Annotated in this window: 25 protein-coding genes; 2 read left to right on the forward strand and 23 right to left on the reverse strand. The window is 28.9% G+C overall.

Annotation, left to right across the window (positions count from 1 at the left end; all coding sequences use genetic code 11):
- Positions 1 to 36 precede the first annotated feature (36 nt).
- From BLV71_RS16755 to BLV71_RS16865, 23 genes are all read right to left on the reverse strand, one after another.
- A complete protein-coding gene (locus tag BLV71_RS16755) occupies positions 37 to 594 on the reverse strand; it encodes a YbhB/YbcL family Raf kinase inhibitor-like protein (protein WP_093871659.1) in 558 nt (185 codons plus the stop codon).
- A 97-nt stretch (positions 595 to 691) separates the two neighbouring features.
- Complete coding sequence (locus BLV71_RS16760) at positions 692 to 1,522, reverse strand: helix-turn-helix domain-containing protein (protein WP_093871660.1); 831 nt, start codon at positions 1,520 to 1,522, stop codon at positions 692 to 694.
- Positions 1,523 to 1,552: 30 nt separating this feature from the next.
- Entirely contained in the window at positions 1,553 to 1,948 is a 396-nt protein-coding gene (locus tag BLV71_RS16765) for an ACT domain-containing protein (protein ID WP_093871661.1), read from the reverse strand.
- 3 nt (positions 1,949 to 1,951) lie between these two features.
- Positions 1,952 to 2,206 (reverse strand): DUF3781 domain-containing protein, encoded by a 255-nt coding sequence (locus BLV71_RS16770; protein WP_093871662.1) that lies wholly within the window; start codon positions 2,204 to 2,206, stop codon positions 1,952 to 1,954.
- Positions 2,207 to 2,238: 32 nt separating this feature from the next.
- Positions 2,239 to 2,742, reverse strand: a complete 504-nt coding sequence (locus tag BLV71_RS16775; protein ID WP_093871663.1) for a GNAT family N-acetyltransferase — start codon at positions 2,740 to 2,742, stop codon at positions 2,239 to 2,241.
- Complete coding sequence (locus BLV71_RS16780; RefSeq protein WP_093871664.1) at positions 2,726 to 3,727, reverse strand: NAD-dependent epimerase/dehydratase family protein; 1,002 nt, start codon at positions 3,725 to 3,727, stop codon at positions 2,726 to 2,728. Before BLV71_RS16780 ends, BLV71_RS16775 begins: the two co-directional genes overlap by 17 nt.
- A 62-nt stretch (positions 3,728 to 3,789) precedes the next feature.
- Positions 3,790 to 4,359: a Crp/Fnr family transcriptional regulator gene (locus tag BLV71_RS16785; RefSeq protein WP_093871665.1), complete on the reverse strand. Its 570-nt coding sequence runs from the start codon at positions 4,357 to 4,359 to the stop codon at positions 3,790 to 3,792.
- A gap of 20 nt (positions 4,360 to 4,379) precedes the next feature.
- Positions 4,380 to 4,778, reverse strand: coding sequence for an NUDIX hydrolase (locus BLV71_RS16790; protein ID WP_093871666.1), 399 nt, complete (start codon positions 4,776 to 4,778; stop codon positions 4,380 to 4,382).
- Between the two features lie 142 nt (positions 4,779 to 4,920).
- Positions 4,921 to 5,337: a hypothetical protein gene (locus BLV71_RS16795; protein WP_093871667.1), complete on the reverse strand. Its 417-nt coding sequence runs from the start codon at positions 5,335 to 5,337 to the stop codon at positions 4,921 to 4,923.
- Positions 5,330 to 5,722, reverse strand: coding sequence for a hypothetical protein (locus BLV71_RS16800; protein WP_093871668.1), 393 nt, complete (start codon positions 5,720 to 5,722; stop codon positions 5,330 to 5,332). The genes BLV71_RS16795 and BLV71_RS16800 overlap by 8 nt, the downstream gene beginning before the upstream one ends.
- A 4-nt stretch (positions 5,723 to 5,726) precedes the next feature.
- A complete protein-coding gene (locus BLV71_RS16805) occupies positions 5,727 to 6,278 on the reverse strand; it encodes a TetR/AcrR family transcriptional regulator (RefSeq protein WP_093871669.1) in 552 nt (183 codons plus the stop codon).
- A gap of 240 nt (positions 6,279 to 6,518) precedes the next feature.
- Positions 6,519 to 7,151, reverse strand: a complete 633-nt coding sequence (locus BLV71_RS16810; RefSeq protein WP_093871670.1) for an acyloxyacyl hydrolase — start codon at positions 7,149 to 7,151, stop codon at positions 6,519 to 6,521.
- 149 nt (positions 7,152 to 7,300) lie between these two features.
- Positions 7,301 to 8,320 (reverse strand): UDP-glucose--hexose-1-phosphate uridylyltransferase, encoded by a 1,020-nt coding sequence (locus tag BLV71_RS16815; protein WP_093871671.1) that lies wholly within the window; start codon positions 8,318 to 8,320, stop codon positions 7,301 to 7,303.
- A 10-nt stretch (positions 8,321 to 8,330) separates the two neighbouring features.
- Entirely contained in the window at positions 8,331 to 8,774 is a 444-nt protein-coding gene (locus BLV71_RS16820) for a YybH family protein (protein ID WP_093871672.1), read from the reverse strand.
- Positions 8,775 to 8,784: 10 nt separating this feature from the next.
- Positions 8,785 to 9,930: a galactokinase gene (gene galK, locus BLV71_RS16825; RefSeq protein ID WP_093871673.1), complete on the reverse strand. Its 1,146-nt coding sequence runs from the start codon at positions 9,928 to 9,930 to the stop codon at positions 8,785 to 8,787.
- A 1-nt stretch (position 9,931) separates the two neighbouring features.
- The gene (locus BLV71_RS16830; RefSeq protein ID WP_093871674.1) at positions 9,932 to 11,515 is read right to left on the reverse strand and encodes a solute:sodium symporter family transporter; all 1,584 of its coding nucleotides are present in this window, start codon (positions 11,513 to 11,515) and stop codon (positions 9,932 to 9,934) included.
- A gap of 2 nt (positions 11,516 to 11,517) precedes the next feature.
- A complete protein-coding gene (locus tag BLV71_RS16835) occupies positions 11,518 to 14,670 on the reverse strand; it encodes a beta-galactosidase, LacZ type (protein WP_093871675.1) in 3,153 nt (1,050 codons plus the stop codon).
- A complete protein-coding gene (locus BLV71_RS16840; protein WP_093871676.1) occupies positions 14,667 to 17,705 on the reverse strand; it encodes an aminotransferase class III-fold pyridoxal phosphate-dependent enzyme in 3,039 nt (1,012 codons plus the stop codon). Before BLV71_RS16840 ends, BLV71_RS16835 begins: the two co-directional genes overlap by 4 nt.
- Before the next feature lies 1 nt (position 17,706).
- Positions 17,707 to 19,707: an MGH1-like glycoside hydrolase domain-containing protein gene (locus tag BLV71_RS16845; protein ID WP_093871677.1), complete on the reverse strand. Its 2,001-nt coding sequence runs from the start codon at positions 19,705 to 19,707 to the stop codon at positions 17,707 to 17,709.
- Positions 19,700 to 20,569, reverse strand: coding sequence for an aldose 1-epimerase (locus BLV71_RS16850; protein WP_176974428.1), 870 nt, complete (start codon positions 20,567 to 20,569; stop codon positions 19,700 to 19,702). Before BLV71_RS16850 ends, BLV71_RS16845 begins: the two co-directional genes overlap by 8 nt.
- A gap of 9 nt (positions 20,570 to 20,578) precedes the next feature.
- Complete coding sequence (locus BLV71_RS16855; RefSeq protein ID WP_093871679.1) at positions 20,579 to 21,574, reverse strand: GntR family transcriptional regulator; 996 nt, start codon at positions 21,572 to 21,574, stop codon at positions 20,579 to 20,581.
- An 80-nt stretch (positions 21,575 to 21,654) separates the two neighbouring features.
- The gene (locus BLV71_RS16860) at positions 21,655 to 22,722 is read right to left on the reverse strand and encodes a proline racemase family protein (RefSeq protein ID WP_093871680.1); all 1,068 of its coding nucleotides are present in this window, start codon (positions 22,720 to 22,722) and stop codon (positions 21,655 to 21,657) included.
- Entirely contained in the window at positions 22,715 to 23,674 is a 960-nt protein-coding gene (locus BLV71_RS16865; protein WP_093871681.1) for a bifunctional Delta(1)-pyrroline-2-carboxylate/Delta(1)-piperideine-2-carboxylate reductase, read from the reverse strand. Before BLV71_RS16865 ends, BLV71_RS16860 begins: the two co-directional genes overlap by 8 nt.
- Before the next feature lie 137 nt (positions 23,675 to 23,811).
- Here BLV71_RS16865 and BLV71_RS16870 point away from each other — a divergent pair, with 137 nt between their 5' ends.
- Both BLV71_RS16870 and BLV71_RS16875 read left to right on the forward strand, forming a co-directional pair.
- Positions 23,812 to 25,137, forward strand: a complete 1,326-nt coding sequence (locus tag BLV71_RS16870; RefSeq protein ID WP_093871682.1) for a S28 family serine protease — start codon at positions 23,812 to 23,814, stop codon at positions 25,135 to 25,137.
- A gap of 12 nt (positions 25,138 to 25,149) precedes the next feature.
- Positions 25,150 to 26,358: a M24 family metallopeptidase gene (locus BLV71_RS16875; RefSeq protein WP_093871683.1), complete on the forward strand. Its 1,209-nt coding sequence runs from the start codon at positions 25,150 to 25,152 to the stop codon at positions 26,356 to 26,358.
- The last annotated feature ends 29 nt before the right edge of the window (positions 26,359 to 26,387 follow it).

The raw sequence follows: 26,387 nt of genomic DNA on the forward strand, positions 1-26,387 counted from the left end.
CAAAATAAATGATATTATTCTTTGAACTTCCTAAAATTATTTTTTGTCTCTTTTATAATATGTTATTATACTAGCTTTGGCTAAAGAATTATTCCATAAATAATAACCAACTACTGCAGGATTTGTATTTTTATTTAACCCTAATGATTCAGTTTTTAAAGCATATACTGTAATTATATATTGATGTGTTCCATGGCCTTTAGGAGGACAGGGGCCACCATATCCAGTAACTCCATAATCAGTAACACTTTGTACGGCTTTCTTTGGTGTGAGTTTTAATTTTAAATTACCAGCTCCAGAAACTAATTCACTAGTAGTGTTAGGAATATCAAATACAAGCCAATGCCACCAACCACTGCCTGTTGGTGCATCAGGATCATACATAGTTACCGCAAAACTTTTCGTTCCTTCAGGTGCATTTGTCCATGCTAACTGAGGTGATTGATTTTTACCTGTACAACCAAAACCATTAAACTCTTCTTTTTTTGTTGCTTCTCCTCCTAAATCTTTACTTGTTAAGGTAAATGTATTTTGAGAAAAAGTAGTTGTGGATAATCCAAGTAGTACTAATAAAATAAAATTTAGTTTCTTCATAATATTTGTTTTTAATTATATCTACAAAATAATGAGCAAATTGACTAAATAGTATATTTAGTATAGTTCAAAAAGTGTTGTTAAAAGTTCAACTTAATTAATATTGTTTTGGGGTCACTCCAAACTTTCCTTTAAAAGCCTGAATGAAACTCGATAAACTTTCATATCCAACCTCTTCAAAAATCTCTGTTGGTCTTTTAGATTCATTTTTTAATAAAAAGGCGGCATGTTCAAGCCTTTTATCTTGAAACCATTTACTTGGTGAAGTATGAAAGTATTTTTCAAATTCTCTTTTAAAAGTTGAAACACTCATATTTGTTAAAAAAGAAAGCTCTTTAATAGTTAGTTTATTTAACTTATTCATTTCAACTGTTTGAATGAATTTTTCATGTTGACTATCAACTTCATTTACTAATGAATGTAAAAAACTCACTCCCTTGATTTCTACAAGGTAAAGAAGTACTTCTTCAAACTTCACCTCTAACATCTTTTTTTGCAGAGATATTGATAGTTTTGATATATCTACTAGACTATCAACAAACCTATTTAAAAAAGAATCATAATCAAATGAATTTGTAGAGTACCTAGTAGTTTTCTTTGTTAAATTAAACTCAAATTTTCTAATAAATTTTAATACATCTTCATTAGAAAAAAACAACAATATACTTCTATAAGATTCAGAAACATTAGAAAGTTTTTCTGTCATCAAACAGTTTCCTGATTTCATTAATAGAAATTGCGAATTATTTATAGTACAAGAAGAATCATCAAAGAAAACTTCCTTTGTTCCCTCTTGAAGAAAGCTAAAAGTATTTTTATTCAATACTATTTGTTGTTTAGATATCTCCTTGTTACTATTATAGTCATAAATACTGACAGACATAGAAGAATTCAAATTTAGCTCATCAGGTAAAATGATTGTATTCATTCTAGTTTATATAAAGGTTTGGAATCATTTTTACTTTTTCGATATTTTCTTTAAAACATCAATTGCTTTATCTGCATCATTTTTATCTACAAAAATATGATCGTGATAATACCCAGCTATTACATTACAACTAATATTATTTTTTGCTAATTCTGTTGAGAAGATTGCTGTTAAACCAACTGCATCAAGCGATGAGTGAATTGTAAGAGTTATCCATGAAGCTATATAATCATACTTCAATTTTAACTCATCAGCTTTTTTCTTTTCTATAACAATAGTTGTTCCTTCTTTTTCTTTAAATTCACAAATAGTATCCTTTCTTTTAATAAAACTTTCATCTTTTATTGTTGAAAAAACATAATCTCCTTTATTTAATTCTGGAGTCATTCCTTGTATTAATTTAGATAAATCTTTCTCTCCTGACATTTCTTATTTTACTATTCTATTAACTGTAATTACACTAAATGTATTTGAATTCACTGTTATTCTAATATTTCCTTCACTATTTGTTACGTAATAATTTTTTCCTTTTTTTTCAAAAAACATTAAGTCTGTCTTTTTTAAAGTTTTAAGAATATAAGATTCAATTTCTTTTTTTGACAGCTTACTGTTTAACTTTTTATTTATTCTATTGTAAACAAGTTCAGTATAACAAATGTTCTTTATAATTTTCTCTTTAATCATTATAATATAGCACTAAAAATTAATTACCTCAACTATTTCAAAAGATTAAGTACCATTAAATAATCTTCTGAACTCTCTTTAAGTATTTCAAATCCTAATTTAGCATACATTTTAAATGCATAATTTTTCTTTTGAACACTCAAAGATGCTTGCTTATACCCTTTATTTACCAAACAAGAAATCATTTCCTTCATTAATAATGTTCCTATTCCTTTCTTTCTATATTCCTTGAACAAGGAAATAGCAAATTCAGGGGTCTTATCATTAATATTGCCAAACCCTTTAATTTTATCAGCCAATATTCTAACCCAAACTGCTCCTATAATTTTACTATCAATAATAGCTACTAAACAAAAGTCATCTTCTTTTTCTCCAAAATCATCAATGTAAACACTAACTTCAGGAAGTTTAATTACCTCTCTTGGTATAAGATTAAGTTCATCAGGCTGATAAATAGACTCATATAGCATGTTTTCAAGAATTGCTATTTCCTCAGGTTTTATTTCTCTTATAACTAATTTACTTTTCCCAATCATTTTTTAAATACTCTAGCGCATTTTCAAATACTATTTTTGGTGGCTTAGGGTTAAAGTCCAACTCTTTCCTTGACTTACTAATATCATAGTCTTGCTTTAACCCATAAAACATATCTAAATAATGTCTCTGTAGTAGAGGTTCTTTCTTAGTAATTTTACTGCTAAACTCCATTAGGCTTGCTATGATGTATAATAACCATTTTGGAAGTTTATGAGGAACTTTTAAGTTTAATTCTGGATATAAATTAGATGCTATTTTTACACTTTCTTGCAAAGTAGTATGTTTTTCATTTGACAGTATATATCGTTCACCATTTCTACCTTTTAACATTGCATTATAAAGTCCTTGTGCAACATCTTTTACATCTACCCAATTTAAAGTTATACCAGTATCAACCGGTACCTTTCCTTTTAAAACTTGTAATACAAGATTATTGGAATAACTTAATTTAAATGCCTCTGACCCAATCATTGCAGATGGTAAAACTAAAACTGTTCTTATACCATATTTTTTCCCTAATTCTAATGCTAGTTTGTCTGAGTCATTTTTAGAATTATAATACCAATTTCTACGATCTTTATTATACCCATTATTTACATTCGCGGGTAAACTAGTAAAGTCTAAAGAAGCTACCGAACTAACATAAACAATGTTTTGAACTCCGCTTTCTTTTGCTATATCAAATACATTTTGAGTTCCTTCTAGGTTAGCGTCATAAATTTCAACTTTCGGGTTTATAGCCCACATATTAAAATTTGCAGCTACAGCATATACATTTGTAACTCCTACAAACGCTTTTTTTAATGAACTTTTATCTGTAATATCAGCTTCTACAATTTCACAATCTAAACCTTTAAACGGTTCCTTTTTATGAATATCTCTAACTGTCGTTCTTACTTTTTTATTTTCTGAAAGTAACAGCCTTATTAAGTTATTTCCTAAATGTCCGTTTCCACCTGTTACTAATGAAATTTCATTACTCATTTTCTATACTTTTATATTTAGGTAAATTTCCCAAGCTTTTGAATAAGAAAAAATAACATTTGTTAGAAAGTGATTTGTTTTCGAATACGGCTTAAAGATTGTGGTTGTACTCCGAGAAAAGATGAAATATTATCAACAGACACTTGCAATGCTAATCTTGGATAGTTCTTAACAAATTTTATGTAGCGTTCTTTAGCTGTTAACATTTGAAAATCTTTAACTCGTTCAAGCTTGCATTTTAAATGTTCATTAGTAATATCTTTCACTAAAGGAATCCAAAAACTAGCTTCTTTTTCTAAAACGTCATAATGCACTTTAGATATTTTAACTAATTTACAACTTGTTATAGTTTCATAATAATCATTAGAAGGTGTTTGGGTTATAAAACTATCTAAAGATGTAAAAAAGTCAAACTCAGAAACCAAATGTTGTACAACTACTTTTCCATCAATATTTTGATATCCTTTTACAATTCCTTCACTTAAAAAATAAATATAATTCTCTACTTTACCTTCTTTTAAAAGAATGGTTTCTCCAGAAACTTCTTCATAAATGAAATACTTTTTAACTAAATCAATATCTTTTTTAGTCAAAGTTGTTTTTGATTGTAAAAATTCTAATAAGTTTTCCATTTTATATATCAATGAAATTTTTATTTCAATTCTCCATTTTTTTTAAGAAAAGAAAATATTTTTTTATCAACTTCAGAAATAATTTCAAAATCATTATAACTTAGCCATCTAATTTCTTCAATTTCGTTACTTGCTTTTAATGTACCTGAATATTTAGCTTTATAACATCTCATTACGACATTTACACCTTTTTTTGCTCCATCAGATTGAGCTGAAAAAGCACCTATATATTCTGCTGTATCAGGTAATACAATGACACTTAATTCTTCAAACACCTCCCTGCTTAAAGTTTCTAGATCACTTTCACCAATTTCTCTTTTTCCTCCAGGAATGTAATACTTAGTTTTTCCTTTTGATTTTGTGCTTAAGATTTTTCCTTCTTGAATTTCAATAAAAGCTATTTTGTCTATTTCTTTCATACTTCATAAAGCTTATTTAAATTTATTGCAACAGTGCTACATATAAATACTACAGTTTTGTACGCGAATATTTTTCAAAAAAACTACACAGCCTATATATCAAGAACGAATTTAGTGTTATTCCTATACATTTTTGTTATGTCTAATTTTCTTTTTTTAGTTTCCATTTTTGGAGTCCTCCAAACAAGAATAGAAGCCCTATAATTAATGCTATAATAGATTGAATGGTTTCAAGCTGTGTTGTAGTTCCTTTAATAATGTTATATGATTGTTCTCCAATTCCTCGAAATAGATATATCAATGCAATAGTAAACACACCTAATTTTAAATATGGCAGCTTTCTAATTTTACCACTTGCAGAAAGTCCATAAGTCCCAAAAACAAAAAAGATGATGGCTACAAAGAATGTCAGTAAATATGGGTAAGAAAAATGAATTTGAGTAAGCTTAGCCATTTCTTTAGTTACGCCTGTTCTCTCAAACATTTGCTCTGCCCAAAATAGCCCTATCAAATGCCCAAAAGCAATTACTATATTTATGTATCCTCCAATTTTAAGCATTTTTTTTTATTTTTTTAAGTCCAATAATTCCTAATACTCCTATTGGGAAAAGTAAGATCCATTGTGGTGCAAGCGTTGATAGTATTATACTCGAAAAAATAAATGCAAATGAAAAGGATATATATAAAAAGCTAATAAAACGAATCAACTCAACATTGTATACTTCTTTTTTATTGAAACCTCTTTTTAAAAAAATAATAGAAGAAGCAAATAAAATAATTGTAACCATATGCCAAACACCTAACATCTCAGTCTGCACTTGAGTTTCTATATCACTTTTTAGTAATGGGTTTATGAGATCAACTTGACCACCAATTAAATGTAAAAATGTGGTAAACAGGTTTAATATTCCTGCAATAATCCAATATGTATTTTTTGTTTTCATTTTTTTAAAACTTTATAAATTGATTCAGTTCTATTTTTACTTTATATACATAATCATTACACTGTTTTTTGTAGCGAATCATTTCGTGATACCCTATTAGATATTTATAGAATAATATAGCTTTTACAGAGGCATCATTTATAGAGAATCCTATTTCAATAAGTATGTTTTTGACATAATCAATCCTTTGGTTATCTATTTCATCAACTAGTAATTGAATTTTCTTGTCTTTAAGTCCATATCTTTTTAGAAAGAAAATAAAATCTAAATATGGTTCTTTCTTAAATACTATCTCTATTAATTTTTCAAATTTCTCTTTACCTGACTCTTCGCTTTCTATAGATGATATAATTTTATTAGTATCTGTAGTAATCCAAAATGAAATTATTTCATTTATAAAATCTTTTTTCGTTTTGAAATGCCAGTAAAAACTTGATTTGTTTACTTTTAATTTTAAAGCCATTTTTTCAACGACAATACCCGATACTCCCTGTTCTGAAAACAATTTGTACCCTAAAAATATCCAATCTTGTTTTTTTGCTATTATTTTAGGCATTTATTTAGACGTTTACGTTTAATTAAACAAATATAAGAATATTTTTTAATAAACGCTATCGTTTATTAAAGCTTTAAAAATGTAATTTGTTTTGAGTAAAGTTTGATATTATTTAATATCCTAACCAATAAAACTATGGTTTTGTGATTAAAATCATTAAATTTTCAGTTCAAATAAAGGATGAATAAATTAAGAATTTTGCTTCCTTTCTTATTTCAACTTATTCTTTAGATACAGTTTTTATTTTATTTCAAATGAAACCCCCGATTCAAAACCAATACTATTGTGTCCTTTATTAGGGAAATATAAATTTGCATTAGAATTGTGTCTAAGCGTTAAACGAAAATCAAATAATAGTTCTTTTTGTTTATAAGAAAATCCAACCCCTAAAACATCAGAAAAAGCAAAACCTTTTTTTAACCTTTCTGTATCTACTGCTGAAATCATTGGACCAATACTTCCTAAAAAATAAGTACTAAAATTATTTAAAAGTCTATATCTTACAACAATCCCCACATTAATTGCATATTCTTTAAATAACTTTCTTTTTGTAAACCGTTCTCTTTTTTCAATATAATTCGGCCCAGGAGTTACGAAGTATTTATTTAATAGTTGATGTTCAGAAAAGTATAAGCTTGGTTCTATAAGTAACTCATAACTAAAATTTCTATTTTGTTTTAAGAGATAATTGATTTGAACTTTTAAAAATTGATTCTTATACAGATAATCAGGATCATTAAAAGGAAATATATCTTGAAAAGATTTTCCATAATTTAAACCTATTAATATAGTAGCATTTTTTTTTTGTTCTTCTTGAGATTTTACTTTAAAAATCAAAAAAAAACTAAAAAAGAAAAAGAAATATAACTTCATAGTTTAATTGTTCTCTTAGCCTTCATTTATAAACTTAATGCCCTTACAAAGGAACTATTTAAAAAAATATATTTTTTGTTTATATAAAAGCTGCTAAAAATAAGAAAAAGATTTATGTTCAAACATAAAAAATATTTAAGTAATTATTACTATAATACATTTTTTAATCTCTCAAAAGCCTCTTCAGTTGTAATATCACGCTGAGGCATTCCAAACATTTCATACCCTACCATAAATTTTTTAACTGTGGCACTTCTTAACAATGGTGGATAAAAGCTCATGTGCCAATGCCAATGTTCATTATTCTCAATATTTATTGGTGCTTGATGTATACCACTAGAATATGGAAAAGAGCATTGAAATAATTTATCATATCCTTTAGTTATTTTTGATAGCATATCTGCAAAATCTATTCGCTCTAAATTTGTTAAACTAGAGATAGTAGGTCTTTGTTTTTTAGGAACAATCATAGTTTCAAATGGCCATACTGCCCAAAACGGAATAAGCAACACGAAGTTTTCATTTTCAAATAAAATACGTTTGTTTTCTTTTAATTCCTGATCTACATAATCATTCAACAACAAGCTTTTATTTTCTTTAAAATATTGTAGCTGCTGTGTATCTTTTTTAACTACTTCATTGGGTATTGAAGCTTGTGCCCATATTTGACCATGAGGATGAGAATTACTACAGCCCATTACTTCACCTTTGTTTTCAAATATTTGAATATAATTTATTCCTTTCTTTTTACTTAAATTGACAAATTCTTCTTGCCACAATCTTATAACCCTAACAATTTCTTCAATCTCCATATTAGCCAAGGTCTTGGAATGATCAGGACTAAAACAAACTACTTTACAAATTCCTTGTTCTAACTCAGCTTTTAAAAGTCCCTTAGATATTAGTTTTTTAGGTGTTGAACTTTGTAAAGCTCCAAAATCATTAGTAAACACAAATACATCCTTATAGTCTGGATTTTTTTCACCATTAATCCTCGTATTTCCAGCGCATAAATAACAATTAGAATCATGTATTATCTTTTCTTTCTCAACAATAGTCTCTTCCTTTCCTTGCCATGGACGTTTTGCTCGGTGAGGTGAAACCAACACCCATTCACCAGTTAGAATATTATAACGTTTATGTGAATACTTTTCTAAATCTGAATCCATTTTTTATCTTTTAACAAGAAGTATCTGCTATTATTTTCCATTCACCATCTATCTTTTTAAAGATGATCATAAAAACTCCATTAGCATTACCTACTTTTCTAGTTAAATAATACTCACCCATTACAAAATATGCTCCTTCTTTTATTTTTGAAATATCATTTATTTTGAATTTTAATGTTCCAGAATGATCTTTTGTTGGATATCCTTTTTTATAATTTTCTAATGTTTTTTTCCACCCATATGTCAGTCCGTTACTTCCATAAAATTTTAAAGAATCATTTTTCCAATACCCATTCATAAAACCTTCTAAATCATGTTTAGACCATGATTTTTCTTGTTCTTTAATTATAGCTAAAATTTCATTTCTATCTGTTTCTTCAGATACATTTTCTGCTTGAGGTACATTACAAGCTACTATAGTAATAAGTAAAATCAAATAAAATATTTTTCTCATTTTTATGTCTTTATATTAATCTTGTTCCATTTTCTAAAGTTACTTCATAAACACTACAATTATGGTTAAATTGCTCTTGATATGCTCTTGTAATTTCTTCTACACATTGTTCTTTTTTATTTTTTTCAATTATATTAATTGTACAACCTCCAAATCCTCCTCCCATCATTCTAGCACCTATTATTGCCTTAGATTTTTTCGCTTCCTTTACTAAAAAATCTAACTCATCACAACTAACCTTGTATTGTTCAGACAACCCTTTATGGGATTCATACAATAAAGCACCTATGCTTTCTACATCCTCATCTAAAAGCGCTTTAGTAAACTGAACAGTTCTTTCATTTTCTTCTAAAACATATAATCCTTTTTGATACTCTTCTTCAGTAATTTTACTTTTTAAAACATCTAAATCTTTTTTACAAACATCTCTTAGCGATTTAGTATTTAATAGTTTTGCTATTTTCTCGCATACAGAACGTCTTTCATTATAAGCGCTATTTACCAATGAATGTTTAACATTACTATTGATTAATAATAACTGAAATTCTTTTAAATTAATAGTATAAAAAACTGACTCCATACTTTTACAATCAAGGTGAAAAGCCATTCCTAGCTTTCCAAACATAGAAGCATATTGGTCCATAATACCACATTTCACTCCTACATAATTATGTTCTGCTTGTTGAGAAATTAATATTAATTCCTCTTTTGTAAATTTTAAATTAAAAATTTCATTTAATCCAAAAGCAACCCCATTTTCTAATGCTGCTGATGATGATAATCCAGCTCCAATTGGGATATCTCCAGAAAAAATTAAATTAAACTCAGGAATTATTATGTTTCTTTTTTTTAACTCTGCTATTACCCCTAATACATAATTCTCCCATTTACTTTCTTTAAGTGGTTTTATATTTTCAATACTAAACTCATAAGTTTCTTCTCTATCTATAGCTGTAATACTACTTTTAGCTAACGAAGACTCTTGAATAGCAATGTAAATTCCTTTGTTTATAGCTGCTGGAAAAACAAATCCCTCGTTATAATCAGTATGTTCACCTATTAGATTAATTCTTCCCGGTGAAAAAACGAGTAATGGTTCTTTTTTAAACGCCTCTATAAATTTTTCTTTTATTTTCTTAATCAATTCCAAATTCATTTTAAGAAAAGTAGATATATGAATAAACAACTATTACACTAATAACTACACCAGCTATAGTTACATATTTCCATGGAGTTATATTAACATGTTTTGTGTACACTAAATTAAAAGAGTTTTTCCTTGGCTGTAGCTTTCCTATAACCAACATGATTATTATATTAAGTACAAATAAAATGGCCATTACATGTAAAAAATGGGGATAATTCTCTTTCCCAAAAACATATGGTTTAAGTACAAATTGGCTAATAATATATAATAATGAACCAGAAATAATTCCAACTTTTGCAGCTTTAGCTGGTACATACTTTGTAAAATATCCAACAACAACAATTGTTAAAATAGGAATTGAATAAATTCCATTAGCTTCTTGTAAATAACTAAATATACCACCTGCATACAGAAGTAAAGGGGCTACACACATTGCTATAATAGTTAATATAATCCCAAAACTTTTCCCAGCTTTTATAAGATCTATCTCAGAAGCATCAGTTTTAATGTGCGATTTATAAATATCAACACTATATAAAGTTATTGAAGAATTCAACGTCGAATTAAACGATGATAAAATAGCTCCGAATAATACGGCAGCAAAAAAACCCACTAATTCATTTGGCAATACTTTTTTTACCAACTCTGGATAAGCCTCATCTGGACTCTCAAGAGTATTTCCAAAAATGTAAAAGGCAATAATTCCAGGTAATACAACAATTAAAGGTCCTAAAATTTTTATAAAAGCAGCATATATTAATCCTTTTTGGCCTTCTTTTAAATTTTTTGCTCCTAGTGCTCTTTGAATTATGGCTTGATTTGTTCCCCAGTAAAATAGCTGCACTAACATCATTCCCGTGAAAATAGTTCCAAAAGGAATCGAAGATCTTTCATTTCCAATAACTTTGAATTTTTCAGGTGCCTTTTCAGTTAAAATAATAACTCCATCAATAATACTATCATTTCCTATTAAAAGTAATCCAAAATAAGGAATTAACAACCCTCCTATTAATAATCCAACTGCATTAATTGTATCAGATATTGCTACTGCTTTCAAACCACCTAAAACTGCATACATAGCACCTATTAATCCTATACCCCAAATTGTTATCCATAAAGCAACTGTTTTATTTACTCCTAATAATTGAGGTATATCAAACATACTGTTCAAGGCAAGAGCTCCTGTATATAAAACAATAGGTAATAATACAATAACATAACCTGATAAAAACAGCCCAGATGCTATTGTTTTTGTCATTTTATCATATCGTGTTTCTAAAAATTGAGGCACGGTTGTTATACCTTCTTTTAAATATTTAGGTAATAATACAATTGCTGTAACTACCATGGCTATTGCTGCTAGTGTTTCCCAAGCCATTACTAATATCCCCTCTTTAAAAGCAGCTCCATTTAGTCCAACAATTTGCTCTGTCGATAAATTGGTTAATAAAAGTGATCCAGCAATTACCCAACCTGTTAAACTTCTTCCTCCTAAAAAATACCCATCAGATGTTATTTTTTTTGTTTGTTTACTTTTATAATAAGATATTACAGCAACTATCGCTGTGAAAGTTAGAAACGTAACAAATTGCATAACTATAATTTTTTAGGTTGTATTATAAATGAATATTTATAAGGTAATTTTGCTGGTATGGTATATTCTGGATGCACTAATCTTCCCCAAGAAGTGTCTCCTCCTACTCCCATTTGTAAAAAATCAATATTCCATTGAATTGTATTTCCTATTTGAATATCGGCTCCATGTTTTTTAGTTACTGGCACCAATCCAGAGGCTGAAACACTAGCTTCTTCGCTAGAAAAATCTATTTCTTTCATACGAAAGGGCCATATACTTGTATTTAATAGGTTCTGATTTAACCCAGTAACTTTCAAAGACAACTTTTTTGATACTACTTTTACCCAACGAACATCTGTTTTATTTCCTGTTTCTTGAGGTCTTGAATACTTATGAAATTGTTTTAAAATTTCACCTGAATATACGCCAGTTTTTTGACCAGTTTTTCTATCCCAATAAGTTTCTTCTGGTCCTTTACCATACCAGAAAATTTCTTCAAAATCATTAGGTAATGTTACATACATTCCTATTCTGGGAATATTAGGTAACTCTTTTTTTAATGGGTTAAATCCATATTGAATACTTAAACTACCATTGTTATTTAAACTATAAAATACTTTTACTTTTGCTATATTGTCAGGTAAATAATATTCTACTTCATAAAAGACTCCTTCATTAACTACTGTTGGTTTTTTAACTAATTTAGAAGTATAATCATAAGTAGCATTTTGCCAAATCTTAGCCCATTTATCCATTCCATTCCCAAGGTCATTATCGGTGGGTGGTCTCCAAAAATTAGGACGAATCGCTTCTTTTGTTATTTCTTCTCCTTCAAAAACCCACGAATTTATTTCCCCAGAATTAGCATCAATTTTTAAAACTACTTTATCATTTTTAACTTCTAAAGTATTTTCTTCTGAATTAATAGTTAACCTATTTCCTTTATTTTCATTTTCGTCTAAGAAATTTCTTTTTTGAAGCACAAATTCATCCCAAGCAACTTCATGATTAGCTGGAATTAAACTCATTTTATTTTTTTGATACAAACTAACTTGGAAAATATACTCTTTTAATGAATGAAACTTAGGTAAACTTCCAATATTTAAAACTAAGCTCTCTTGAGGTTTTATATCAATATTTTCTTCCTTCTTTTTTAAAATTTCTTTTCCATTTTCTAATAATTTCCATGATATAATTTTATCAGACAAATCAGTAAAAAAGTTCTTGTTTGTTACCTTTATTTTACCGTTTCCTATATACTCAAAATGTACTGGCTCGTATACTTTTTTAACTTCTGAAAGATGTGGATGAGGATTTCTATATGGGTCTACTAATCCATTATTTAAAAAATTACCATCTGTTGGTAAATCTGGATGATAATCGTGTCCATAAGCCAAATAAGGTTTTCCTTTTTCATCTTTATATTCTAGGCTTTGATCTACCCAATCCCATATATAACCTCCTTGCAGATTAGGATATTTTTCTATAATATTCCAATAATCTTGTAAATTCCCTACTGAATTCCCCATTGCATGTGCATATTCAATCATTACAGATGGTTTCTTAGATTTTGATTCCCCGTGCTTAATTAAATATTCTGGCTTAGGGTACATCGGACAATACACATCTGTATAATCTTCTTTCCCTGCAGGCTCATATTGTACTATTCTATTTTTATCATGATTTTTTAACCATTTATAAGTAGCTTTGAAAATCTTTCCTTCTCCTGCTTCATTACCTAATGACCATGAATATATGGATACATGGTTCCTGTCTCTAAAATACATCCGTTTGGTACGCATTAAATGTGCAGGCAACCAACTCCTTTCATTACCAATTTGCGTTTTTTCACTTATTGCCAACGGATGACTTTCAATATTTGCTTCATCAATTACATATAATCCATAAGTATCACACAAATCTAACCAATACGGAGAATTAGGATAATGAGAACTACGAACGGCATTAATATTATTTTGCTTCATTAAAGTAATATCCTTCAACATTGATTCCTTAGAAATTACGTGACCTGTATATGGGTCGGTTTCGTGTCTATCAACCCCTTTAAAATAAATAGCTTTCCCATTAATTAATACTTGTGCATTTTTAATTTCAACTCTTTTAAACCCTATCTTTTTAGTTACGTATTGATTTTCTTCTTTCCTATTTTCATCTTCTAATAAAATTTTTAAAGTATAAAGATTTGGTTCTTCAGCAGACCATGATTTTACAGCTTTCAAATTATTATGGGCAACAACTTTAATTGTTGTATTTGCAGGGATACTTATTTCTTTTTCTTCTAAAATAACTACAGAATTATTATCAATTACTTGTGTAGTTATTTTTTTGCTTTTTACACTATTTGTTGAATTAGTTATTAAAATTGTTCCTTCAAATACTCCATTTTTATAAGAGTCATCCAAATTAGTTTTAATATTATAATCTTCTATAAAAATCTTGGGTCTAGTATACAAATAAACATCTCTTTCAATTCCGCTCATTCTAAGCATATCTTGACTTTCTAAATAACTTGCGTCAGACCAACGAAACATTTGAAGAGCTATTATATTGGAACCTTTAGTTAGATAAGAAGAAATATTGAACTCAGCAGGTGTCTTACTTCCTTGTGAATATCCAACATAGTTTCCATTCACATATACGTACATTGCAGATTTAGCTCCAGAGAAGTGTAAAATAACATCCTCTAATAAAAAATCACTGCTTAGGTCTATTTTTTTTCTATAGGTTCCTACTGGATTGTAATCTTCTGGAGCATTTGGCCATTTAGTAGTAAAAGGAAATCGTTCATCTAAATATATTGGATACCCATAGCCTTCTACTTCCCAATTTGCTGGAACAGGAATTGTTTTCCAATCAGTATCATCAAAATTGATGTTTTGAAATGTTTTTGGTCTTTTTTTAGGATCTTTCGTCCAATGAAACTTCCATTTCCCGTTCAGGTTTATAAATCTTTTAGATTCTTCTTTTTTTTGAAGGTTAGAAGTTTCATAACCAAAAAAAGAAGCTCTTGGTGGTAGCTTATTTTCTTCAAAAATTTTATGGTTATAATGATTTACTTGTTTAGAAACTTCAATTAATGATTTGGTTTTACAACTATTAATTAATAATAATACACTAATAGTAAAAGTAATTATACTCAGTTTCCTTTTCATTCTACATTACTTTTTTGCATAAAATCTTCTTTAAATATTTTCTTTAAATAGAATAATAGTTCATTCGCATTATCTTTAGAAAACACCATAGGAGGTTTTATTTTTAAAACATTATTATCTACACCATCAGTACTCATTAAAATTTTATGATCCTTCATTCTGTTTGCTAAATACGAAGCTTCTTCTGCTAAGGGATTCATATTCTTAGTAACTAATTCTATTCCTAGAAATAAGCCTTGGCCACGAATATCACCTATAATAGGGTAATCTCTTGCAAGCTTCTTTAACTCGTCCTTTAAATAATTACCTACTTCTAGCGCATTTTTCTGTAGTCCATCATTTTTTACAGTTTCCAAAACTGCTTTACCAACTGCACATGATACAGGGTTTCCTCCAAACGTATTAAAATACTCCATTCCGTTTGCAAACCTATCAGCTACTTTTTGAGTACAAGCAACAGCAGCTAATGGATGTCCATTTCCTAAAGGTTTACCTATTGTTATAATATCTGGAACTACATTATGTAATTGAAACCCCCAAAATGTTTTTCCCATTCGTCCACAACCAGTTTGTACTTCATCAGATATACATAAACCACCTTCATTACGTACATATTCATATACCTTAGTTAGAAAACCTTCTGGTAATTCTACTTGTCCACCACAAGAAATAATAGGTTCAATTATAAAAGCCCCTACGTTTCTACCTTTCTCTTTTATTTTGACTATCTGTTTTAATACTTCTTTTGCATATTTATTAGTAGCATCCTTATCTGTATATTTCCCTCTAAAAGTATCTGGTAATGGTATAATATGTGTATGTTCAGGTGCACCAGATCCTCCTTTACCATCAAATTTATACGAAGAAATATCTATGCACATATTTGCATTTCCATGATACCCAACTTCAGAAGCAATTATATCACGTTGCCCTGTATTTGCTTTTACCATTCTAATTGCCAACTCATTGGCTTCAGAACCTGAATTAACAAAATGCAAAACATTTAATTCTTCTGGTAGTGTTTCTATTAATTCTTTTGCTAGTTGATTTATATTTTCATGTAAATACCTAGAATTCGTATTTAGCAATGCCATTTGTTCTTGCCCAGCTTTTACAACCTGCTTATGTTCATGACCTACATGTGCTACGTTATTAACCGTATCAATGTATTTATTTCCAAACTGATCAATTAAATATATTCCTTGACCACGTACCATTTTTACAGGCACTTTATATTGTAAACTTAGACTCTTACCTAAGTGTTGTTTTCTATACTTAATTATTTCTTGGTTGCTCTTCGTTTCTAGATTATTTAAAACTTCAGACTTAAATAATAAATTTGGATCAGGGCAAATGCTTTTCCATACTTCAACTTCTGAATGTAAAGCTACTCCCGGAAAATCATCTTCAAAGTGTAGCATTGATAATAATACTTGAAAATGTAAATGTGAAGCCCAACTTCCGTTTTCCTCTGAATTTCCTAAAAACCCTATACAGTCTCCTTTTTTAACAGGATTACCAACTTTAGCACCTTCTAAACTATCCATTGATAAATGACCATACAGGGTATAAAATTCAATATTATTTTCTTTATGTTTTACAATAATTAAACCTCCATATTCTTTAAACTTATTATTGTTTGTTACAGTAACAATTACACCGTTAACAGGAACATGTACTGGTGTTTTTGAAGGCAACCAAAAATCAATTCCTAAATGAATTGTTCTCTCTTCTCTTCCGCTATTTCCAATAACACTAAAATCTTCTGAAGTATATAATGACCTAGCTTCTAAATAACCTCCTGCTATTAACTTTTCTTGTTGGCTTTTTTGTAATTGATTAATTTTAAATTGAAACAGTTCTAAATCATTAAATTCTGAACTATGACCTAACCATAAACTTTCAACACTTAAATCTAATGGATAAATGATTTCCTTTTTTATTGTAGGAAATATATCGGTGAATGTTATTTCTTCTTCTTCTACCCACTTTTCAAATACTTCTTGATTAGGGTGTGCTTTATATCCACAAGCTTCTCTAAATGAATATTCTGAAAACTCTGCTGAAATGTTTCTCCATTTTTTTAAAACCTCCCAAGCTGGTTTTTCTGAGATTAGCAAGTACGTGTTGTCAGGTTCCTTTTCCTTATTAATAGCCGATTTAGTAACTGAAATTACTAATCGCATAGCAATAGCGTTGTATAAGTGTTTTAATTCTATTTCTTCTAAAGGAAATTCAAAATGATATCCTTTTATTATTGGTAAAGAAGCATCTAAAGGATTATTATGATGCATAATAGCATATGCACAGGTAATAGCTAAATCATTTATAACCTGAGTATAAATAGCATCACCATAGTCAATTGCAGCCTTTACTTTTGGAGCAATCAAACTTTCCGAAACAATTACATTATTATCATTTGCATCATTATGAACTACAGCTTTTCTAAGCATATCATACGACTCTTTACTGAATTCAAATCGTTCTTGAAAAAAAGATAAAATTTTCTTTTCTTCAGAAGAAAATAAATTGAGATACTCTTTTGTCCATAAAGACTGAGCAACGTCCCATTCAAAATAGCGATGGGCTTCCGTATGATCAAACCCTTGTAAAGCTTTAGTTAATATACCACACTGTTTTCCTAAACTAAAGCGTAAATCATTTAACTGAGGATTTACACTACTCCATACTCTACCTGAAATCCATGTTAACAAGCGTACTTTTCTTATGTTTCCATTTTCATCAATAATTTCAGAAACAACTCTTCCTTTTTTATCAGTTATAACTTTAGGTGCTTCAAAATCACTTCCTTTTTTTTCTATAAAGCGTAATAATGATTGCTGAAAATCTAAATAACCAGCGTCTTCATTTAAACGAGAGATCTTTAAAATATACCCTTCTTCATTTTTAATTTTTATCCTAAAATTAAAATCAACTTCCCCCGGTAACTCTGAAACTTCTCCTTCTATATTAAAGAGGTCAAATAAAATTTCTTCAGCTTCTTTTTTGTTAATTTTTATTTCTGTGTAATTCATTTTAATCTTTTTGTAATAACATTATAATATGTGCAGCACTCCAACTAAAATTTTGAGCATTCAATCCTTTTCCAGTAATTGGATGATAGTTTTCTCTTATGGATTTACCTTTTTCTAAAACACCATTTGCTCCTTCTAAAATTTGCTTTGTTGCCTTATTAGCTTCATTTATAAACCCATAATTATGAAGCCCTTTTACTCCAAAATATGCTTGATCTAACCAATTCGGACCTCTCCAATATCCTTTTAAAGGATTAAATTTTTCATGGTCTGCACTCATAGTTTGAAATGGTACTTTTGTATAAAATTTTGCAGGATTCATCATTTTATTTTTTATCTTTTCTGCTTGTTTTTGCGATGCTACTTTAGCCCAAAGCGGAGTCCACCCTTCACTTCCTTCACCTTTTATAAACTTTTCACCATCAATACTAGTGTCATAAAACCATCCTTCTTTTTCATCATAAAATTGTTGCTGTATCATTGCTTTTAACTGTTCAGCCTCTTTTAAAAAAATCGCTCTATCATCTTCTTTATTTTCTATTTTTGCTAATAATGCTAAATATTTTTTTTCAGCATATAAATAAGCATTTAAATCAACACTTTCTTGATTTAAAGAATAAGCTCCTTCTGAATTTTTAAGAATTTTTGAGTTATCAAACCGAATTGCATTATCCATTCCACTTTCCCATTTCGCTGCTACTAATGAACCATCAGTTGAACCATACTCGCAAAGTCCATCTTTATCATGATCTCTTTTGTTGTACCACCATTCATGGTATTTTTTAAGCTTTGGATACATTTCTTTTACAAACGATATATCCTTTTCTTTTTCGTATATTTTTACAACAGCCCAAGTAGCTAGTGGTGGTTTTGTATCTCTATAATTATGTTTTTCTATAAGTGTATCTCTATATACGCAGTCAGCTACAAAACCATCATCATTTTGAAAATCAAACATTAATTTTATTTGTTTTTTAGCTAATTCAGTATTGTAATATGACAATCCTACTGCATGTTTCCATGAATCCCAAGACCAAAAACCATTAAACCATTTATAGTGATAACTAGGAAACAATCCTTCATGCTTTATTTCGCCAGCAGGTATTCGCCAATTATTTTGTAATGTTAACTGCGCTTTTGCTAAAACTTGGGTATATTTACCTTCTTTAAAAGTTGTTTTCTTGTTAGCTATTAAGCTTTTTAACTCCTTTAATTTCTCACTTTTCCTTTCTTTTAATATAGTATCGAAGTCTATTGCTTTAATTGATTTTAGTTCATTATTCCAATCATATTCAGGAAAAATAAATGTTTGAGATATGCTATACTCTTTTACTTCTTTTGGCTTTATACTCACCACGTTTTTTGCCTGATAATGTAAACTATCAACTAATTTTACAATAACCTTATCAGGAAATTTCAAATATCCTTTTGCTTTAGATTTTACTGAATTAATTTTTAAAATTTTATCTTCTAATTCAAAAGACAATCCATCTGCAAAAACTGGAGAATGTCCCCAAATAAGTTCTAGTTTAATATTTTTATTTGAGGTATTTTTTATCGAAGTTTTAATAAGTGCCGTATGACCATTTTTATACACCAGTTTTTGAGAAACTTCAAGGTTCTTATTTTTATAATCTTGTTCTAAATGACTAGCATAGCTTTTTGAGTTATTTTTTTGTAAAGCAATAGGAAAATCATTTTTTTCAATAATATTTAAATCTACAAATGAAGTAGTTAGCCAAACACCATTTTGTTGTGTCATTAAAAAAGGGCCAGAAAAACCTATTGACTCTCCTACGTTTTCATGAAAACTATATCCAAACCATGCCCCTTGATCAGAAAAAATTAATCCTTTTTTATCAAATTTTTCTTGTGGTGAAAAAGTGTAATCAAGAATATTTGAATACTCATTTAACTTTATTTTCTTTCCATTCTTACTGTTTTGTTTACAGCTAAACAACACAATAGATAAAACTAATATTATATTTATTTTTTTAACCATTCTGTAATTGAATTGTCCATTTAATGTTAAATGTTTCTTGTGAGCTGAGTTCTTTTAAACCTATTTTGTTATTAAAACTATTTGCGATACCTGTTACAGGTTCAATAGCAATATAATTTTCTATTTCTGAAGTATACACTTGTAAAAAATTATTGTTATTGGATGATTTAACATCTATACTATAGTTGGATGTTATCAAGGATGCCTTTCCATTTTTAAGTTCATAGCAATTATCTCGTTTTTGATTACCTATCAAAAAATTTTGTTTCCCATCTAAATCTTTCATAGCAATTGGTATCATTTTTTCATTGTGTACTATTATGCTTTTACTATCAAACTTCAATAAACTATCTTTTCTGTTTTCTGTATAAAAATAAGGATGCCATCCAATTGTAAAAGGAAAAGATTTATCGTCCTCATTTTTTACATAAACATCTAATGTTATTTTATCTTTATAAAGTGTATATATAAGTTCAACCGAATAATCATAAGGAAACCCTATTACTTTTTCTTTACTGATGTACAGGAGTTTTACACTTACATTATCTGCCGTTATTCTCCTCTTGATTTCAGTAAACTTTTTATTATATAACAATCCATGTATGGCTTCTGAACCATGGCTATTATCAAACGTATACTTTTCTTTTTTATAAATATATTCACCTTTAAAAATTCTATTCACAAAAGGAAATAAAACAGCTGAAGCATAAGACTTAAGATAGGGTTCTTCCTTTGAAAAATCATTAATTATTTCTTTTCCATTAAGTAATAACTTCGTTAAAGCACCTCCATTACACAGTGAAATATCTGCTTTAGAATTACCAAGTTCTAAGTGAATTAAATTTGTATTGTTATTTTTCAACTCCAATATTTATAAAGATTTTCTAAGTATTAAATTATAAGGGTTTGCTATTTTTACTTTTTCATTATTAATTATCATTGATGCTAATCTTTCTCCCATACCTTCAAAATCTGTAGATATAGTTGTAATACCACCTTCTACAATCTCTTTTAATAATGTATCATTATATGAAATAACCCCAATATCTTTAGATATTTCAAATTGACTTTCTTTGCACTCTTTTATTATTCTAATTAAATTTCTATCATCAGGAATTATATATACATCTCCATTGCAAATTTTGTAATCATTTAAAGTTTTAATACACTTACCAGTAACATTATAATCATTACAGAATTTTTGAAAACCAAGTAGCAACCCATCTGGTTGTTTTTCTTTGTCAAAAAGAAAAATTAATTGCTTATACTTTTTAAGTAAATGTTTACACCCTACCAATCCTTTATAAATATCCTTTTCAAAATCTTGAAATATTGAAGGATATTCCGAAATCTCTTCTTTTGTTTGATCTAAAATATATACTTTATCTTTTGGTAACCTTTCCAAAACACTATTAAGATTATTTAACTTAGCAGGCATCACAACATAATAATTATACTTTCCTAGATTATCAAAAATTAGCTTTTGAAAAACATCATAATTAAAATGATGAAAGAAAATATCTACCTCAATGTTATTTCCTAATTTGTTTAAAAAGGAATTATATAAATCTTCTTTAAAAGCATTTAACTCATCGAAAAGTAAAAATATTTTTTGACGAATATTAATACTCTCACTATTTATATAATACCCCTTACCTGGTATTGATTGTACTATCCCTCTTGCTTTTAAATCACCGTAAGCCAACAATACTGTATCTCTTGAAACTGAAAGCTCTTTTTTAGTTTCTCCTATAGAAGGAAGTTTATCTCCTTTTTTATAAGTACCATTAAGTATAGCCTCTTCAATAGACTTTATAATTTGTTTATACTTTGGTAATCCTACTTTATCTTTTATACTAATCTTCACTCTACGAATATATTAAATAAAAAACCAACTAGTAGGTACTAGTTGGTATTTTATAAAAAAATTATACATTCAAAAATATGTTACCTAAATACAAATCCTTTTTTCATAGGGTCTTGAGGGTCAATAATAAAATTTTGTTTTCCAGTTATATGTGCAGTTCCTTCTACTTGAGGTATTACAGCTTTAACAGTTCCATAATCTTCTTCTGAAACTACCGATCCTTTAAATACTGAACCAGTTATACTTTCAATACTCATAGTATCACCAAACCCTATTTCTTTTCTTTTTTTATGTATAGCCATCCTCCCTGACACTCCTGAACCTGTAGGGCAACGATCTACTTCACCTTCTGCAAAAATGCAAACGTTTTTACTATCAACTCCTGAAGATTGTTTCGTATTATCTATAAAAATGGTTCCGTATAAAAAACTTAAATCACTTTCAAACGGATGTAAAATTTCTTTATCAACTTCCATTACAGCATGCTTTATATCCATTCCTTTCGCTATTAATTCTCTGTATGATTTTGGAGTTAAATCAAAATCAAAATTATTTTTAGCCATATCAACATAAGCGTAAAATGCACCACCGTAAGCTAAATCATAAGTCACTGGTCCTATCCCATCTAAAATAACCTCTCTATCCAAACCAACTACAAAGCTTGGAACACAATGAAAGCGTACTCCAGTTACTTTTCCGTTTTTAACATTTGCATAAGATGTTATTCTTCCACAAGGAGCATCTATTTTTAAAATGTTATCTCCCTCCTTTATGGGTATCCAATTCATTTCTATTGCTAATGTTGAAATTGCAATAATTGCATGTCCACACATAGTAGAATATCCTTCATTATGTAAAAAAATCACACCAAAATCGCCATCATCATCATTTGGTGGTAACAAAATACAACCATACATATCGGCATGTCCTCTAGGTTCAAACATCAATGCTGTACGCAAATAATCATAATTATCTTTACAATAACGTCTATATTCTAATACATTGTCCCCTTTCAATTCAGGAAAACCATCTACAATTACCCGTAAAGGTTCACCTCCAGTATGCATATCAATAGTTTTAATTTGCATCCAATTTTCTGGTACACTAAATTCAGTATTTTTTAAAATATTTTGATATGTATTACTCATTGGTATATTTTTTATAATAATAATTAGCAGCTGTTAAATCTTCTAACGCATGACCTACAGATTTGAAAAAAGTAATTTCACTTGAAGATACTCTACCTTCTTTTTTATCTGTACATAATTCAAATAAATCAGCCTTCACCTCTTCTTCTTTTAAAATACCTCTATGTAATGGAATTAATATATCTCCACTTTCTTTTAACCCTCCTTGATAAGTATCTACAAAAATTGATGACTTTTTAACCGCCTCATCATCAGCTTCTCTTGTATCCTTTTTATAAGCACCTACCAAATCTACATGCTGACCTTCTTTTAAGTATTTTCCTAAAACCAAAGGCTTAGGAGATAATGTTGCACTAGATATGATATCAACTTCTGAAATTTTATCTTCTATATTTTTAACAGGAACACTTATGTAATTCTCTCCTTTTAATTGGTCACAAATTCTTATTGCTTTTTCATAATTACGCCCCCAAACATAAACTTTTTCAATAGCACGTACCGATGCGTGCGCTTTAATCAAATTCACAGATAATGCACCAGTACCTATCATCAATAAACTTTTAGAATCTTTTCTTGACAGAAATGATGACGCTAAAGCTGAAGCTGCTGCTGTTCTTTTAACCGTTAAACTCTTGGCTTCTAAAATAGCTTTTATGCTTCCTTTTATGGCATCTAAATAAATATAAGTTCCTTGTATTGATGGCATATTAAACTGTCCATTTTCTGGACTTACTGTTACTATTTTAACTCCTGCATTCTTACTGGGATTCCAAGCAGGCATTAACAATAATGTTGAGTCAGATTTCAATTCAGGATTTGGAAAATCATGATGGTGCCTTATAGGCACTATTATCTCATTACAAGAAAACATTTTTTTTAACTCGTTTACTAACTCTAAAAACACTGTATTTTGCTCAATAAACGTGTCTGATATTTGTAGAATTTCATTCATGATACTAAAAGTATTAAATTCTTAAAAACTACATTCAATATTACCATAATAAAGAATAATATTATACAAACTATAGCTAAAATAGTATCACTAGCTATTTCTGAGAGCTAGTATCTTTATGTTATAAATTATTTTTTATGAAACATCTTAGAAATACAATTGCATTCGTTTTTTTAGCCTTTATTAGTTTAGCATGTAAATCTTCAAAAGAAGATATTAAAGTTCAAAATTTTAAAACTCAATTACAAACTTTATTTCCAAAAGCTGAAATTGATTCTATAGCAAGTAAAGATCATTTTAGTGAATCATATAGAGTTATTTTAGATCAAAACCTCAATCCTAAAAATCCTTCAGAAGGGACTTTTAAGCATTATATATATGTTTCACATAGTGCTTATACTAATCCTACTGTTTTAATCACTGATGGTTATGCTTCATATAATAGAACTAGTGAAATAAGTAAAGTATTTAAAGGAAATCAAATTATTGTAGAGTATCGTATGTATGGTAAATCAAGACCAGAACCACTTCCTTGGAAACACTTAACAAACGATAATGCTATTGAAGATTACCATAATCTTGTTACCAAACTTAAAACTTTGTACAAAGGCAAATGGATTTCTTCAGGAATTAGTAAAGGAGGAGAAACTACGTTAATTTACAAATCAAAATATCCAAACGATATTGATGTTGCTGTTCCTTATGTTGCTCCTATGATTAATGGATTAGAAGACCAACGTACTACTAATTTAATTAACTCTGTTGGAAGCTCTGAATGTAGAGACAAGATTAAAAACCTACAAAGAAAAGTTTTAAAAAATAGAACAAAAGCACTTGATGCTTTTAAGGAAATTGCAGCTAAGAATAATTTACAATTTAACGAGGTTCCACATGAAGAAGCTTTAGAATATGCTGTTTTAGAGTTTCCTTTTTCATTCTGGCAATGGAGAGGCGGTAACTGTGAAGAAATTCCTTCAATTGATGCGCCTATTAAAGATTTAGTAAACTACATACATAAAGCTGTGGGTATTGGATTTTATTCAGATAAAGGTTATAAGAAATATCTTCCTTCATTTTATCAGCACATGAGAGAATTAGGATATTATGGGTTTGATTTTGCCCCTGTAAAAGATTTACTAAAAGTAGTTACAAGTACCTCTAACAAAAGATTTGCTCCTAAAGATGTAGATCTAACTTACAATTCAAAATATATTAAGGATGTTAGAAACTATGCTGAAAATAAAGGTAATAATATTTTATATATTTATGGAGCATACGACCCTTGGGGTGCATGTGCACCAACTCCAAAGCCAGAAGTTGATGCCCTTAAAATGGTTTTAGCTAACTCAGATCATAGCACTAGAATTAAACATTTTTCTAAAAAAGATCAAGATAAAATATATGCTAAACTTCAAAGTTGGTTAGGTGAAAAAACACAGATTTATAAATTATACAATAATTAAACAACAAACCAAATGATTGGAATTGGAGGTTCAACAATAGCTGAAGAATTAGCAAAAATAAAACCCAATATTAATGATATTCAACCAATACAAAAGGAAGAATTTCAACAACGTATACAAAAAGCTTCAAGCTTATTAAAGAAGATGAATGCCCAAGCCATGTATTTACATGCTGGTACTAACTTATTTTATTTCACTGGTACTAAATGGAACTCTAGTGAACGTATGGTAGGTGCTATTTTATTTTCAAATGGAGATATAGAATATATAGCTCCTAAATTTGAAGAGGGTACTATTCTAGACTTTATGCTTATTCAAGGAAAAGTACAATGCTGGGAGGAACATGAAAGCCCATATGAGCTATTTATAGCTTTATTGGAAAAAAGAAATATTAACGGTGGAACAGTTTTTATAGACGAAGCTACTCCTTTTTTTGTTTCTAATGGTATTTCTAAACTTACAACAAGTTACAATTTTGAAGATGCTAAAACTATTACTGCTTCTTGTAGAATGGTAAAATCTAAAGCCGAAATAGCTATTATTCAACGTGCAATGGATATAACTTTAGAAGTTCAAAAAGCAACTGCACGAATTTTACATATAGGAATCAGTACAAAAGAAGTTACAGAGTTTATCCACGAGGCACATAAGCGCTACGGCATACCTTCTGGTTCTTATTTTTGTATAGTTCTTTTTGGAGTAGATTCTTCTTTTCCTCATGGTGTAAAAACCCCGAAAGATTTAGAAGAAAATGAAATTGTTTTAGTGGATACTGGATGCCAATTACATGATTACATTTCAGACATTACTAGAACATATGTTTTTGGTACTCCTACTAACAAACAACGTGAAATATGGAATATTGAAAAAGAAACTCAACTAGCAGCTTTTAATGCCGCTCAAATTGGTAATTCTTGCGCTTCTATTGACAAAGCTTCCAGAGCTGTGTTAGAAAATAATAAATTAGGTCCAAATTACAAGTTACCTGGACTTCCACATAGAACGGGACATGGAATTGGTCTAGATATTCATGAATGGCCATATATTGTTAGTAACGATTCAACTATTTTAGAACCAGGAATGTGCTTTAGTAATGAACCTATGATTTGTGTTCCTAGAGAGTTTGGAATTCGACATGAAGATCATATTTACATGACAGAAAGTGGTCCTAAATGGTTTACAAAACCAATGCTTTCTATAGATAATCCGTTTGGAGAGTAATAACACTTATATAAAAAAGGCTCCCCTCT

Source organism: Tenacibaculum sp. MAR_2010_89 (genome assembly GCF_900105985.1).
Classification (GTDB): Bacteria; Bacteroidota; Bacteroidia; order Flavobacteriales; family Flavobacteriaceae; genus Polaribacter; species Polaribacter halocynthiae.

Excerpts from the sequence above, each read along its gene's own strand:
- BLV71_RS16755 (WP_093871659.1), bottom strand. The coding sequence starts at position 594 with ATGAAGAAACTAAATTTTATTTTATTAGTACTACTTGGATTATCCACA.
- BLV71_RS16760 (WP_093871660.1), bottom strand. The coding sequence starts at position 1,522 with ATGAATACAATCATTTTACCTGATGAGCTAAATTTGAATTCTTCTATG.
- BLV71_RS16765 (WP_093871661.1), bottom strand. The coding sequence starts at position 1,948 with ATGTCAGGAGAGAAAGATTTATCTAAATTAATACAAGGAATGACTCCA.
- BLV71_RS16770 (WP_093871662.1), bottom strand. The coding sequence starts at position 2,206 with ATGATTAAAGAGAAAATTATAAAGAACATTTGTTATACTGAACTTGTT.
- BLV71_RS16775 (WP_093871663.1), bottom strand. The coding sequence starts at position 2,742 with ATGATTGGGAAAAGTAAATTAGTTATAAGAGAAATAAAACCTGAGGAA.
- BLV71_RS16780 (WP_093871664.1), bottom strand. The coding sequence starts at position 3,727 with ATGAGTAATGAAATTTCATTAGTAACAGGTGGAAACGGACATTTAGGA.
- BLV71_RS16785 (WP_093871665.1), bottom strand. The coding sequence starts at position 4,359 with ATGGAAAACTTATTAGAATTTTTACAATCAAAAACAACTTTGACTAAA.
- BLV71_RS16790 (WP_093871666.1), bottom strand. The coding sequence starts at position 4,778 with ATGAAAGAAATAGACAAAATAGCTTTTATTGAAATTCAAGAAGGAAAA.
- BLV71_RS16795 (WP_093871667.1), bottom strand. The coding sequence starts at position 5,337 with ATGCTTAAAATTGGAGGATACATAAATATAGTAATTGCTTTTGGGCAT.
- BLV71_RS16800 (WP_093871668.1), bottom strand. The coding sequence starts at position 5,722 with ATGAAAACAAAAAATACATATTGGATTATTGCAGGAATATTAAACCTG.
- BLV71_RS16805 (WP_093871669.1), bottom strand. The coding sequence starts at position 6,278 with ATGCCTAAAATAATAGCAAAAAAACAAGATTGGATATTTTTAGGGTAC.
- BLV71_RS16810 (WP_093871670.1), bottom strand. The coding sequence starts at position 7,151 with ATGAAGTTATATTTCTTTTTCTTTTTTAGTTTTTTTTTGATTTTTAAA.
- BLV71_RS16815 (WP_093871671.1), bottom strand. The coding sequence starts at position 8,320 with ATGGATTCAGATTTAGAAAAGTATTCACATAAACGTTATAATATTCTA.
- BLV71_RS16820 (WP_093871672.1), bottom strand. The coding sequence starts at position 8,774 with ATGAGAAAAATATTTTATTTGATTTTACTTATTACTATAGTAGCTTGT.
- galK (WP_093871673.1), bottom strand. The coding sequence starts at position 9,930 with ATGAATTTGGAATTGATTAAGAAAATAAAAGAAAAATTTATAGAGGCG.
- BLV71_RS16830 (WP_093871674.1), bottom strand. The coding sequence starts at position 11,515 with ATGCAATTTGTTACGTTTCTAACTTTCACAGCGATAGTTGCTGTAATA.
- BLV71_RS16835 (WP_093871675.1), bottom strand. The coding sequence starts at position 14,670 with ATGAAAAGGAAACTGAGTATAATTACTTTTACTATTAGTGTATTATTA.
- BLV71_RS16840 (WP_093871676.1), bottom strand. The coding sequence starts at position 17,705 with ATGAATTACACAGAAATAAAAATTAACAAAAAAGAAGCTGAAGAAATT.
- BLV71_RS16845 (WP_093871677.1), bottom strand. The coding sequence starts at position 19,707 with ATGGTTAAAAAAATAAATATAATATTAGTTTTATCTATTGTGTTGTTT.
- BLV71_RS16860 (WP_093871680.1), bottom strand. The coding sequence starts at position 22,722 with ATGAGTAATACATATCAAAATATTTTAAAAAATACTGAATTTAGTGTA.
- BLV71_RS16865 (WP_093871681.1), bottom strand. The coding sequence starts at position 23,674 with ATGAATGAAATTCTACAAATATCAGACACGTTTATTGAGCAAAATACA.
- BLV71_RS16870 (WP_093871682.1), top strand. The coding sequence starts at position 23,812 with ATGAAACATCTTAGAAATACAATTGCATTCGTTTTTTTAGCCTTTATT.
- BLV71_RS16875 (WP_093871683.1), top strand. The coding sequence starts at position 25,150 with ATGATTGGAATTGGAGGTTCAACAATAGCTGAAGAATTAGCAAAAATA.